Source organism: Orbus sasakiae, assembly GCF_039542345.1.
Classification (GTDB): domain Bacteria; phylum Pseudomonadota; class Gammaproteobacteria; order Enterobacterales; family Orbaceae; genus Orbus; species Orbus sasakiae.
This window is the reverse complement of sequence record NZ_BAABHY010000005.1, coordinates 1-12,710: the sequence shown is the minus strand read 5'-3', so window position 1 is coordinate 12,710 and position 12,710 is coordinate 1. Positions and strand designations below refer to the sequence as shown.

Genomic DNA, 12,710 nt, shown 5'->3' with positions numbered 1-12,710 from the left:
ATGATGGCGATTACGATATCTGAATTTATCTATTTATTGCCCATGTTAATCTTGGGGCTAGCAATAGTTATTTTATTATTTTTACTGCTTTTATGGCGAATCAATACAAAGTTATCAGCAATATTTACTGTAGCAAGTTTAACCGTGGCACTGATGACGTCTTCTTTTGTGGGGTATCAAATCATTTCGCACTCTGGCGAACCACAGACAATCGCCAAAGCACAGACGCCAGCTGAACAATTGGAAGACGTTGACGGGCCACAACAAACGACGGATTCACTACCCTCATTGACTCAAGAGGCAGACCTACTTGACGAAACCCTAAATGTTGAGCAAGACACAAGTGCCTTTTGGAAACCAACCTATGTCACGGCGTTGTTTACCAGTGATGGGTATGGGGCTTTGTATACAAGTATTGTATTGTTACTTTCTATTATTGTTTCTACGCTTGCCTTTAAATGGTTCCAAAATGACCCACAAACGCATCATGGTCTATTTTATTTAATGGTGCTATTTTCGGCATTAGGCGGTACGACACTCATTTATTCAAGTCACCTTATTTCATTGTTTATTGGTATTGAACTGCTATCGATTCCTGTTGTGGGGTTGATTGGTTATCAATATACACAACAATATGCGCTCGAAGCAGCGATAAAATATATGGTCTTATCCGTTATTTCAACAACATTCTTGTTAATGGGGATTGCCTTTTATTATGCCGCAACTGGCGAATTAACATTTAGTGGATTGAGCTTTCAATTATCAACACTGGTTGCACCCAGTATTTTATTATTACTTGGTGTATGCTTAATGCTAGTGGGGATTGGATTCAAACTATCACTAGTGCCATTCCAACTTTGGCTACCCGATGTTTTCCAAGGTGCACCGGCTTGTGTCGCATTACTACTAACAACAGTCGGTAAGGTTGCAATATTTTGTGCGGTTGCCCGCCTATTTTTATTAGCACCCGTTGTCAATAACGAAACGATTCGCATAATTATGGTGATTATGGCATTTTGCTCAATTATTTGGGGGAATGTTTTTGCGATAACCCAACGTAATATTAAACGCTTATTGGCCTATTCTTCGATTACTCATTTCGGTTATTTATTGATAGCGCTCATTGCTGTGCAATACCAAGTATTAGCTTTAGAAACAATCGGCGTTTATTTGATTGGTTATATTTTAGCTAATATTTGTGTACTAGGCGTCATTAGCCTTGAATCTCACTCTAATGAAAATGAAGATCAAGATGATGACATTGATCTTTGCGGGTTATTTTGGCGCAGACCGATTATAGCACTCGCCATGGGAATTGGCTTGTTATCCTTAGCCGGGATACCATTAACTGTTGGATTTATTGGCCGTTTTTCATTAGTTTTATTAGGCGTTACCGCTGAACTGTGGTGGCTTGTCGGTGCGATTGTTGTCGGTAGTGCATTTGGCTTATATTTTTATTTAAGGCTGGTCATTAATCTTTATATAAGACCACCACACTTACAAGCAGGGCAAAGCCTTATACCAGCTATGACGTTTAAATCTGGGCATATTGGTATTAATGAAATTTTTATCGTGGGTTCTGCGTTGTTAATTTTATTCTGTGGAATGTACCCAAGTTGGCTATTTAATTTAGTCAGTGTGGCACAATATTTGATGCCTCAATAGTAGATAGAATAACGAGAGATCAATATTTTAAATTAGTGTGCTATAATTCGATTTCTCGTGTATTATTGTTCACCAATTTTTATTAATCATTAAATGAGTTAAGAGGAAGTATATGGACTTTTTTATCAGTAAAGCTTTTGCAGATGCAGGGGACGCTAGCGAAACAAATCCTTATTTTTTACCAATCATGTTAGTTGTATTTGGTTTGTTTTTCTACTTTATGATTATGCGCCCACAACAAAAACGCGCTAAAACTCACCGCGAACTGATGTCATCTATTGCTAAAGGTGATGAAGTTTTAACAAATGGTGGTTTAATTGGTCGCGTTGCTAAAATCAGTGAAAATGGTTATGTTTCATTAGAACTTAATGATTCTACTGAAGTTGTGATTAAACGTGATTTTATTACTTCAGTTCTTCCAAAAGGAACAATGAAGTCTTTATAATTCATTGTTTGATAAATTAAACAATAAACCACAAGAGAATACGTCGTGTTAAATCGCTATCCTTTGTGGAAGTATATTTTGTTGGTCGTCGTGATTTTCGTCGGCCTTCTTTATGCACTTCCTAATATTTATGGTGAAGATCCTGCCATTCAAATCTCTGGTTCTAGAGGCGCTGATGTTACAGTTAAAACTCAAGAACAAATTCAAACCGTTTTAAGCAATAACCAAATTGAAGCAAAATCGATTGTCCTTGAGAACAATTCTATTTTGATTCGAGTTGCAAGTAACGACACGCAGTTAAAAGCGAAAGAGTTAATCAGTGACTCATTAGGTGATAAATACGTTGTGGCATTAAATCTTGCTCCAGCAACGCCTGCGTGGTTAAGTGTTATTGGCGCTCAGCCAATGAAATTAGGTTTAGATCTGCGTGGTGGTGTCCATTTTCTAATGGAAGTTGATATGACAACGGCATTAGATAAGTTGCTTGACCAAGCAGCTGAAGCACTAAAATCAGATTTTAAAGACAATAAAATTGATTATCGTTCATTAACTAAAAACAATGATCAACAAATTGTTGTGACATTTGACTCAAGTGATGCACGTAATGCTGCAATTACCCGAATTAATCAATTAGCCGATTATGATGTTGTCTCGCAAGGTAATAACCAACTTGTTATTGGTATTAGTGAAGCTCGCTTGCAACAAACCAAAACAGATGCAGTTGTTCAAAATACGAATATTTTAAGAAACCGAGTTAACCAACTAGGTGTTGCTGAGCCGATTGTTCAACGACAAGGTGCGGACCGCATTATTGTTGAATTACCGGGTATTCAAGACACGGCTCTGGCAAAACAAATTTTAGGGGCGACGGCAACGTTAGAATTTAGGCAAGTTAATGATTCAACAGCCTATAATGTTGCAGATATTGTTTCAGGGCGGACACGTGCGCCTTACGGTTCTGAGATTAAATATACGCAAGATGGTCGACCTGTTTTACTTTATAAAAACGTTGTGTTAACAGGTGATCACATCACGGATTCATCATTCCGTCTAAATGAGTACGGTCAACCCGAAGTATCAATCTCATTAGACAGTGAAGGTGGTAAAAAGATGCTAGCCTTTACGCAAGCCAATCGTTATAAACCAATGGCGACATTGTTTGTTGAATATAAGGACTCAGGCAAACTTGATAAAGACGGAAAACCAATCCTTGAAAAACAAGAAGAAGTGATTAACGTTGCGACCATTCAAGGTATTTTTAGTGACCGCTTTCAAGTGACGGGCATCAGTAGTGTTGAAGAAGCAAAACAATTATCACTTTTACTCCGTGCCGGAGCTTTAATTGCGCCGATTCAAATTATTGAAGAGCTCACTGTTGGGCCATCAATGGGGCAAGAAAACATTACGCAAGGGTTAGAATCTTGTTTATGGGGTCTTTTAATCTCCGTTGCCTTTATGTTAATTGTTTACCGTTTATTTGGTGTGTTTGCAAGTTTAGCGCTAGTGGCTAACTTAATTCTTATTGTTGGTATTATGTCCTTATTGCCTGGGGCGACACTGAGTATGCCTGGTATTGCTGGGATTGTATTAACCGTGGGCATGGCGGTTGATGCAAACGTACTGATTAATGAGCGAATAAAAGAAGAGTTACGTAATGGGCGTGGTGTTCAGCATGCAATTAGTGAAGGGTATGCCGGTGCATGGAGCAGTATTTTTGACGCCAATATTACAACACTCATGACTGCCGTTATTTTGTATGCAGTCGGTACGGGTTCAATTAAAGGGTTTGCAATAACACTGGGTATTGGTATTTTAACCTCGATGTTCACCTCGATCGTTGGAACCCGGGCATTGGCTAATTTAATATACGGCGGGCGCCGTGTTAATAAGCTATCAATCTAGGAGTATAGGGTGGCAGATTCACAGTTAACAAAGAATAATACTGCAGATGCGCCAGTGAGCATTGAATCGCTCAATAATGGACGTCGTGTTATTGATTTTCTTCGCGTAGGCTTTGTTGCATTTGTTATTTCAATGCTATTAGTCGTCGCTTCAATCGTGGTTGTTTTTACCAAAGGATTTAACTTAGGACAAGACTTTACTGGTGGTACAACGATTGAAGTAACCTTAAGTAAATCAATTGAATTGGATGATATTCGGGCTAGCCTCAAACAAGCGGGATATGGTGAACCAGTCGTACAATATTACGGAAGTAGTCGTGATATCATTATTCGTTTACCGGTTATCACTCAAGATGATTCAATTGAGGTTGGTAAAGAACCTAATGCAAAAGAAATCCAAAAGATTAATAGTGCCGTTGGTTCAAAAATTTCTGATTTAATGCATAAAGATATTGATTCACAAGCTCAAATTAAGCGTGTTGCATTTGTTGGGCCGACAGTTGGTTCTGAACTTGCACAAGATGGTATTTTGGCAATCTGCGCAGCGTTGATTTGTATTTTGATTTATATCGGTTTTCGTTTTGAATGGCGTTTTGGTACTGGTGCGGTTGTTGCATTAGCACATGACGTGATTATTACGGCGGGGTATTTATCATTATTCCAACGAGAACTTGATCTAACAATCGTTGCGGCAATGCTATCAATTATTGGCTACTCATTAAATGATACCATCGTAGTATTTGACCGTATTCGTGAAAACTTCCGAAAAATTCGTCGAGCTTCACCTTATGACGTGATTAATATTTCATTAACCCAAACATTAAGCCGTACATTAATGACATCCGCAACAACGCTTGCCGTGGTCATTATTCTGTATATTTTCGGAGGTAGCATGTTAAAAGGCTTCTCTGAGACATTAGGCGTTGGTATCTTACTTGGTACCTTATCATCGATTTATGTTGCTGCTTATATGGCATTAAAAATGGGTATTAAGCGCGATCACTTCATTCCACAAAAAGTGGAAGTTGAAGGTGCAGATCAGGCGCCGATTATTCGTTAATATAAAGTATATCGTCTATTTATTATGCACAAATAGGCGATATACTTAATTGTGTATTGACATCAGTTGTTCAGTTGCATATTATTGCGCGAGCATTATATCTTTATGGGGCCATAGCTCAGCTGGGAGAGCGCAACGCTGGCAGCGTTGAGGTCAGGGGTTCGATCCCCCTTGGCTCCACCAATTCATTATTTTACACCATTTTCATATCCTTCAAAATTCTCTTTAGGCCTCATTTGGAATCGCTTTATATTTATCTTTTTAGGTAAGCGTAATTTTATTTCATAAAAAGTACGTAACGGTGTTTATTTATCTAAAACTCAGTAAACATTTTATATAAGTCACTTTGTAAATGCTTTTATTGCCTATTCTCTTTAAATTAACATTACTTTACCATTCCGATTTGAGTGAAAATGATTATTTAAGAGCTTGTTAAGTCGATTGAATATCTTTTTGGCGTGTTTATTATTAAAAGGGATTAATCGTTAATAGGGTTGTATGATGAAAATATTGTTTAGCTTCAGTTTAGCAATAATATTATTTGGTGGAACGGTGAGTGATGCTTATTCTCAAAATGTTGAACCATCCGCTAGTCAACAAATGATCTTCCATAGTAAAGCCATCGTTGAGCATATTGATGATTTTGATAATCAAAAGTTTTCACTTGATCAACATATCGAAGAAGCTGAATTTGTGTTTGAAGATGAGATTGTAAACCGCAAAACCCTTTATAAATACCATTCTAACTGAAAACAAGGTTCAATATTGTTTCAGTTAGGATGGATGTTACAGCGATGATGTATCAGTTGAGGTTTTTCAGTACCGCTAATGGAGGCTGATTAAGATCAATACCCAATGATATTAATTTCTGAGTATAAAACTGTTTAACCGCTTGCCATTCATAGTAAGGATAGTGATTGGTTTTTATGGGTAAATGAACTTCCCTTTCATTCAATAACACTTTAACTAATATAGGCTGTGTTGGTTGCTGACTCTTATAAAAAATAAATTGGATATTTGCACCCATAGGGATAATTTTTTCAGCCTGCCAATACTTAGGGTAAGCATCGATAGCATCAGTAATCTGAGTTGTGCCATCCAGTTCTAATAATGTTGCTAAGGGAGATACCGTTTCAGCATGGGCAAAACGAAAATTAGCATCAATATTTTGATTGGTTATTGCATTGTCCGTAGTCTCAATAATATCGAGTAGCAATGGTGCAGCAATTTTTATTTGAATACCGTTGGCGTTAAATGCAGGACCGATTTGTAAATAGTTTTTAACCGTGATGACTGTTGTCAGCCATTGTTTTTGTTGATCATTAAAATAAGCATCAAAATCAAGTTGGTTGTTTGTTAGCAATTGTGGCGTAAATGACAGCAATTCTTGATAAAGGGCAAATAAAGCTAAAGTAAATTCATGGGTTTTTATTTTACCTTTATCTATGCCCACAATGCCTTCATCCAGTTGTGCTATAAACTCTGGCGTAAATATTTTACTGACAACATTTTGACTCATTAGTTTAGTTTGTGCCGATTTTTCGAGTAATTTGCTCAAGTCTTTGAGTGACTTACTCTCTTTATAGTTTTCAAAAGCAGGTGAATATTCAAAAAAACGAAGGGTGGTTTGAGCATCTTCAGGTTGTTGTTTAATCGTTATGGTCGGATAAAGCGAATGAAATGATACTAAAAAAGCATTAGCACTTGCGATTGCTCGTGGAACCGTTGTGGTTAGTACTTCAATATGCTTACCGCTAAAGACCGTTTTGTTATTGTCCAGAACACGAGCACCCATCTCTTGCATATCTTGTTTGCCAAGTTCACTTAACTGACCATAATTATGTTGATTCAAAGAGATAATACGATTTACTTGTTGTCGTAAAATTTCACCTTGTGGTGTTAACTGCTGCTCCTGATTTGCTAAATTGAGTATTTTTAGCGTAATGTCTTCATTTTTGGGTTTACTAATGTAGCGAGAACCGTGACGACCAATATGATTAATATAAAAAGCCGTATAGCCTTGTGGTGCTGATGTCAACGCTGGTATGTCATCATGTGGATAGGCTGATTTAGAACCTGACGCAACATTTTCTGCAAAACAGTTAAATGATAAAGCGAAGGACAACAAAATAGTGATGAGTCTTTTCATGATGGGCCTTATAAGTAAATTGTTACACAGACATCATAAACGATGTTGTGTAACAATTTTAGCGATATTTATATTAGAATTGGTACATAATGCCCAAAGCGAGTACATCTTTGGTGTTCGCTTCGATATTTTTGGCACCAATATCCTCTTTATCCAGTAAATTAAACTTGTAATCAATAATGATTTTTATATTTTTATTAAAATCGTAGGTTGCACCAAGTTCGATATATTCCGATAAATTTTTATGACTGACATTTGCAGATTTATCTTGATGACGAATATAAGCGAGGGATGGCGTTAATTGGCCAAGCTCAGTTTTAATCCCATATTGTGCCACAAATTCATAACCACTGTATTTTATATCGCTATCATTTTGTTTTGATGAAATATAAAGAGCACCTAAATAAAGATCATTAGCGTTATATTTTATGCCTGTTGCCCAAGTTTTAAATTTATTACTGTTGGCGGTTTGTGTATAAACCCCGGCTAATGATATACCGGAATCACCTATTGTATAGTCTAAACTCATACCATAAGCTTCTGGGCCTTTTTTAAGATTACCAACTTTTGTGTCTGATGAGTTATCGGCATATTGGACAGTCCAGCGTAAATTATCAACCAGTCCGAAAAAATCATGATTACGATAAGTTAGCACTGCACTTGTCCGTTTGCTCAGTAAATAGCGGTTAACATTCCCTGCATCACCACCGAACTCAGGTAATACGTCAGTATAAGATATAACGCCTTTCACGATCCCATCATTACGGCCGTAATCGATTGCGCCAAATCCAGAAAATCGAATTCCTGCATAGGCATATCGTGTATCAACGGCAGTGCCACTAGTTTTGGTTTCCCATTCGGCACGCCCATATCCAGTGATTGAATCTGTGATTTTAGTATGACCATCAAATCCTATACGTGCTTTGGTTTTGTCGCCTTCACCATCATTACTATTATTTTGATCAGTTAAATAATTCATCGCTTTGACTCGACCTTTTAAACTGATTTTATGGCCCTCTTTATTATATAACTCAATTGAGCTGTTAGCGGCAAACGTTAAACATAACATTGAGATGAGTGCGGTTAATTGATACTTCTTCATTGTTTTCCCTCTTATTATTGAATGGTGTTTTTTACAGAAGTTCGTGTAACGAGCTGTATAGTAATCGATAAATTTGACAAAAATATGAATCGAAAAAGCATTAAATTCGTCGCTAAGGGAATTTGATAACGTCGGGTTATCTTTTATGATATGGATGTTTTATGAGATTAATGGTTTTAAGTCAGCAAATTTTATTCAACACTTAAGATTGTGGCGATATCATCTTCCACCTTAAAACGGATATTGGCATTTTGTAATGTGATGCCAAATTCTTGCGTGGATAGCGATTTCTTTTTGTAAGCAGGGCGAGGATCTTGGGCAATCACTTGTTGAATAAGATCTTTCAACTGCGGTTTTAACAACAGCTGTTGATCTGCAAGTTCGGAAAATAAAATAGTGAGCATAATAGCCGGTTTTTCACTGGCGTAACTGGCTTTCGCTAATGGGTAACTATCACTATAGGGAAGATAAGGTTTAATATCAATTATTGGTGTTTTATCGACCAGATCCACACTACCAAGTTTTAAAATGGTACAGTTATCTTGAATCACAATGTCATGTAGCTCAACCGCTGAAAGCCCAATCGGATTAGGACGAAATGTTGAACGAGTCGCAAAAATACCCATTTTTTCATTACCACCTAGTCTTGGCGGCCTCACCATATTTTGCCAGCCTTGGTGAGCTGTATGGTTAAACATAAATAATAGCCATAAATGGGAGAATTGTTCTAATCCTCGTACGCAGTCTGGATGATTGAATGGGGCGATGAGATGCAACTCACCCGTACCAAGTGGGACTAAATTGGGTTGACGAGGAACACCAAATTTTTGCTGATAGGGGGTATGAATAATACCAATGGTTTTTACATCAAACATAGTTTTTTTATGATTAAAAAAATCAAATGGTATTTACACCATTTGATTTTAATTTATAAGATTAAACACATTCAATTAAGGACAGATTACCAGCCTTTAATTGCGCCACCATTGAACACTTGATCCGCTTTTTGCGCGACAGTATCAGTTTGGTAAGATTTTACAAAGTTAATAACATTTTGATTATCTTTGTTATTTTCTCTAGCAACAATGATGTTAACATATGGAGAGTCTTTATCTTCCACAAAGATACCATCACGGCTCGGGGTTAAATTAACTTGACCTGCAAATGCATTATTGATAATTGCAAAATCGACTTGTGCATCGTCTAATGAACGAGGCAACATTGGTGCTTCAATCTCAAGAATATGTAAATTGTATGGATTGCTTGTTACATCAATCACGGTTGGTAATAAACCTTTTGCAGGATCAACCGTAATTAAACCTTGTTTTTGTAGTAACAACAAAGCACGACCTAAATTGGTTGGGTCATTTGGAATAGCAACGACTGAATTTGGTTCAATAAGGTAAGATTCACCACGAGGAGACGTTACCACGACGCCATTATCGTGTTCGGTTGTGCCAGTAAATGGCTTTAATTTATGTGAATAAGCTGCAATAGGATAAACAAACGAGTTACCCACAATGGCAAGTTTATAGCCACGTTCAGCAATTTGTTGATCTAAATACGGTTTATGTTGGAAAGCATTCGCGTCAATCAGACCATCATTGAGTGCTTGGTTTGGTGTTACGTAATCATTAAAAATAACAAGTTCAACATCTAAATTATATAAATCTTTTGCTTGTTGTTTAACGACTTCTGCGATTTCTTGTTCAGGCCCTGAAATAACACCCACTTTAATTGATGAGTTTGCAGCTGCATCAGCGGTTACTGTTGCTGATTTATTATTATCGCAAGCGGTTAGGAAGAAAGCGCTTGCTAGAGTTGTGATAAGAGCTAATTTTTTAAATGTCATAATCTTTCTCCTTGAAAGGTTAGTGATGAGTAACACGTTTAACAATTGCATTACCAATAAATTGAATGATAAAAATTAAAACAACTAATATAATTAAAACGGTATTCATAATTGCTGGTTTATAGCCTTGATAGCCATATTGAACGGCTAATTGCCCAAGTCCTCCAGCACCTACTGCCCCCGCCATTGCTATGTAGCCAGTCAGGGTGATTAGTGTAATTGTCATACTGTTAACAATAACGGGCATGGCTTCAGGTAATAAGACTTTACGAATAATCTGTAATGGTGTTGCTCCCATAGAACGAGCAGCTTCAATTAACCCTTTTGGGACTTCAAGCAAAGCATTTTCAATCATTCTTGCAATAAGTGGCGCAACACCAATACTTAACGGAACAATCGCTGCTTGCTTACCAAGAAAGCTTTTGGTTCCCGTTAAAAGATCCATTGCAATATAGGTAAAGGGAATAATCCAGACAATTAAAATAATAAATGGGATGGACCTAAACACATTGGTAAAAAATGATAAAATGCTATTTGCAATTGAGCAATCTAAAATCTGCCCTTTACGCGTAGTATAAAGCATAATACCAATTGGTAAGCCAATTACGGTTCCCCAAAAACCGGATAAGATCACCATATAAATAGTATCATCGGTTGCCTGAGCCATTTTAAAAATCATATTTTCATTGAAGCCATTAAATGAAGAACAAAATTCAACAAAACTTGGCCAAAAATCAAAACCAGATAGATAACGCAACAACGTTTCAAATGGTTTAAAAGAGGGTAAAAAATTAAACATAACCAAGAACCTCTACTTTGGCATTATTATTTTGTAAAAACTGAATTGCATTTTTGGTATTTAACGGGCTACCAATCATTTCTGTCAACATAATGCCAAACTTCACGCCACCGGCATAATCCATTTGAGCGCTGATAATATTATTATCGATATTAAACTCTTTTGCTGCTTGTGACAGTAGCGGCGCATCAACAGAAACACCCGTAAACTCAAGACGTAATAATGGGTGTAATCCTTCGTCTGGAACCGGTGATAATTTGTGTAAGTAATCATCAGGGATATTAAGGTGTAATGTTGATTGAATAAATTGTCTCGCTGCTTCACTTTTAGGATTTGAGAACATTTCACCAATCGGTGCTTGCTCAACTAACTCGCCATTATGAATGACGGCGACTTGATCACAAATCTGTTTTACCACATCCATTTCATGCGTAATAAGTAAAATGGTTAATCCGAAGCGTTTATTAATATCTTTAAGTAATTCAAGAATAGAACGCGTGGTTTCCGGATCAAGTGCACTGGTTGCTTCATCGCATAGTAGAACTTTTGGATCATTAGCCAGCGCCCTGGCAATTGCCACGCGTTGTTTTTGCCCACCAGATAGGTTTGCTGGGTAAACATCGGCTTTGTCTTGTAATCCAACCAATTCCAATAATCCGTTGACTTTCTCTTTAATCTTTTTCTTAGATGTATGATCAAGCTCTAACGGTAAGGCGATATTGTCAAATACCGTTCTTGAGGAGAGTAAATTAAAATGCTGAAAAATCATACTTATCTTACGGCGAGTATGAATAAGTTGACGGTTAGATAGTTGTGTGATGTCTACATTATCAATAAATATATTACCACTCGTCGGTTTCTCGAGTAAGTTAACGCAGCGGATTAAGGTACTTTTACCCGCACCCGATTTCCCGATAACGCCATAGATTTGACCTGCCGGTACATGGATATTAATGTTTTTTAAAGCATATATCGGCTTTTTATCGTGAATAAATGTTTTAGAGATATTTTCAAGTCTTATCATAACAAAGAATTCAAACATAAAGTTAATTACAGAATGTTAAGACGTCTAGACATCTAAGTCAATAAATATTATGCTACGCAACAAATATAAATATTGAAATTGAGTAATAAAAATGAAACCTGCTATTTTCTTAGATCGCGATGGTACTATTAATATAGATTATAATTATGTTCATAAAATCGATGATTTCCATTTTATTGATGGTGTGATTGATGCGCTGGCTGAACTAAAAAAAATGGGATACTTATTAGTTGTCACAACAAATCAATCAGGAATTGCACGGGATATCTTTACCCAAGAGCAATTTGATACTTTAACTGAGTGGATGGATTGGTCTTTAATTGATAGAGGGGTCGAGATTGATGGTGTCTATTATTGCCCACATGATCCAAACCATACTGATTGTGAATGTCGCAAGCCAAATCCAGGTATGATTTTAGCGGCTAAAAAAGATTTAAATATCGATATTGCAAATTCCTATATGGTTGGCGATAGAGTATCTGATCTTTTATCCGGTAAAAATGCAGGCGTGAAAAAAACCGTGCTTGTACGCACCGGCGATCCAATAACGGCAGAGGCTGAGAGCCAGGCCGACTGGGTTATTGACAGCTTAGCCGATTTACCAAATAAGATAAAAAATGAGCAAACGAAATAAAAATTGCAAATTAGGCTTGAAGAAAGTGAGAAGATGTCTATAATGCGCTTCCACTGAC

12 protein-coding genes and 1 tRNA gene are annotated in these 12,710 nt (G+C 36.9%); 7 read left to right on the top strand and 6 right to left on the bottom strand.

Annotated elements, in window-relative coordinates; genetic code table 11:
• The 6 genes from ABEA36_RS09250 to ABEA36_RS09225 all read left to right on the top strand — a co-directional run bounded on the left by ABEA36_RS09250 (position 1) and on the right by ABEA36_RS09225 (position 5,821).
• Positions 1 to 1,665, top strand: coding sequence for an NADH-quinone oxidoreductase subunit N (locus ABEA36_RS09250; RefSeq protein ID WP_345491393.1), 1,665 nt, complete (start codon positions 1 to 3; stop codon positions 1,663 to 1,665).
• A 112-nt stretch (positions 1,666 to 1,777) separates the two neighbouring features.
• Complete coding sequence (yajC, locus tag ABEA36_RS09245; RefSeq protein ID WP_345491391.1) at positions 1,778 to 2,110, top strand: preprotein translocase subunit YajC; 333 nt, start codon at positions 1,778 to 1,780, stop codon at positions 2,108 to 2,110.
• A 45-nt stretch (positions 2,111 to 2,155) separates the two neighbouring features.
• Positions 2,156 to 4,012 carry a protein translocase subunit SecD gene (secD, locus tag ABEA36_RS09240; protein ID WP_345491389.1) on the top strand — a complete coding sequence of 619 codons (1,857 nt, stop codon included), beginning with the start codon at positions 2,156 to 2,158 and terminating at the stop codon, positions 4,010 to 4,012.
• Between the two features lie 54 nt (positions 4,013 to 4,066).
• The gene (secF, locus tag ABEA36_RS09235; protein ID WP_345491984.1) at positions 4,067 to 5,071 is read left to right on the top strand and encodes a protein translocase subunit SecF; all 1,005 of its coding nucleotides are present in this window, start codon (positions 4,067 to 4,069) and stop codon (positions 5,069 to 5,071) included.
• Positions 5,072 to 5,178: 107 nt separating this feature from the next.
• A tRNA-Ala gene (locus tag ABEA36_RS09230) sits at positions 5,179 to 5,254 on the top strand.
• A gap of 318 nt (positions 5,255 to 5,572) precedes the next feature.
• On the top strand, positions 5,573 to 5,821 hold the full coding sequence (locus ABEA36_RS09225; protein ID WP_345491387.1) for a hypothetical protein: 249 nt from the start codon (positions 5,573 to 5,575) through the stop codon (positions 5,819 to 5,821).
• Between the two features lie 52 nt (positions 5,822 to 5,873).
• Here the strand turns inward: ABEA36_RS09225 and ABEA36_RS09220 are convergent, their stop codons facing one another.
• The 6 genes from ABEA36_RS09220 to metN all read right to left on the bottom strand — a co-directional run bounded on the left by ABEA36_RS09220 (position 5,874) and on the right by metN (position 11,997).
• Positions 5,874 to 7,220: a histidine-type phosphatase gene (locus tag ABEA36_RS09220; protein WP_345491385.1), complete on the bottom strand. Its 1,347-nt coding sequence runs from the start codon at positions 7,218 to 7,220 to the stop codon at positions 5,874 to 5,876.
• Between the two features lie 73 nt (positions 7,221 to 7,293).
• Entirely contained in the window at positions 7,294 to 8,322 is a 1,029-nt protein-coding gene (locus tag ABEA36_RS09215; protein WP_345491383.1) for a porin, read from the bottom strand.
• Positions 8,323 to 8,513: 191 nt separating this feature from the next.
• Positions 8,514 to 9,197, bottom strand: coding sequence for a tRNA (N6-threonylcarbamoyladenosine(37)-N6)-methyltransferase TrmO (tsaA, locus tag ABEA36_RS09210; RefSeq protein WP_345491381.1), 684 nt, complete (start codon positions 9,195 to 9,197; stop codon positions 8,514 to 8,516).
• An 86-nt stretch (positions 9,198 to 9,283) separates the two neighbouring features.
• Complete coding sequence (locus ABEA36_RS09205; RefSeq protein WP_345491379.1) at positions 9,284 to 10,174, bottom strand: MetQ/NlpA family ABC transporter substrate-binding protein; 891 nt, start codon at positions 10,172 to 10,174, stop codon at positions 9,284 to 9,286.
• A 19-nt stretch (positions 10,175 to 10,193) separates the two neighbouring features.
• A complete protein-coding gene (locus ABEA36_RS09200) occupies positions 10,194 to 10,853 on the bottom strand; it encodes a methionine ABC transporter permease (RefSeq protein WP_345491982.1) in 660 nt (219 codons plus the stop codon).
• 112 nt (positions 10,854 to 10,965) lie between these two features.
• The gene (gene metN / locus ABEA36_RS09195; protein WP_345491376.1) at positions 10,966 to 11,997 is read right to left on the bottom strand and encodes a methionine ABC transporter ATP-binding protein MetN; all 1,032 of its coding nucleotides are present in this window, start codon (positions 11,995 to 11,997) and stop codon (positions 10,966 to 10,968) included.
• 112 nt (positions 11,998 to 12,109) lie between these two features.
• Here metN and gmhB point away from each other — a divergent pair, with 112 nt between their 5' ends.
• Positions 12,110 to 12,652: a D-glycero-beta-D-manno-heptose 1,7-bisphosphate 7-phosphatase gene (gmhB, locus tag ABEA36_RS09190; protein WP_345491374.1), complete on the top strand. Its 543-nt coding sequence runs from the start codon at positions 12,110 to 12,112 to the stop codon at positions 12,650 to 12,652.
• Positions 12,653 to 12,710: the final 58 nt, after the last annotated feature.

Bases quoted from the DNA above. Each gene is read 5' to 3' on its own strand.
- ABEA36_RS09220 (WP_345491385.1), bottom strand. From the start codon at position 7,220: ATGAAAAGACTCATCACTATTTTGTTGTCCTTCGCTTTATCATTTAAC.
- ABEA36_RS09225 (WP_345491387.1), top strand. From the start codon at position 5,573: ATGAAAATATTGTTTAGCTTCAGTTTAGCAATAATATTATTTGGTGGA.
- ABEA36_RS09250 (WP_345491393.1), top strand. From the start codon at position 1: ATGATGGCGATTACGATATCTGAATTTATCTATTTATTGCCCATGTTA.
- tsaA (WP_345491381.1), bottom strand. From the start codon at position 9,197: ATGTTTGATGTAAAAACCATTGGTATTATTCATACCCCCTATCAGCAA.
- gmhB (WP_345491374.1), top strand. From the start codon at position 12,110: ATGAAACCTGCTATTTTCTTAGATCGCGATGGTACTATTAATATAGAT.
- ABEA36_RS09200 (WP_345491982.1), bottom strand. From the start codon at position 10,853: ATGATTTTTAAAATGGCTCAGGCAACCGATGATACTATTTATATGGTG.
- ABEA36_RS09205 (WP_345491379.1), bottom strand. From the start codon at position 10,174: ATGACATTTAAAAAATTAGCTCTTATCACAACTCTAGCAAGCGCTTTC.
- yajC (WP_345491391.1), top strand. From the start codon at position 1,778: ATGGACTTTTTTATCAGTAAAGCTTTTGCAGATGCAGGGGACGCTAGC.
- ABEA36_RS09215 (WP_345491383.1), bottom strand. From the start codon at position 8,322: ATGAAGAAGTATCAATTAACCGCACTCATCTCAATGTTATGTTTAACG.
- metN (WP_345491376.1), bottom strand. From the start codon at position 11,997: ATGATAAGACTTGAAAATATCTCTAAAACATTTATTCACGATAAAAAG.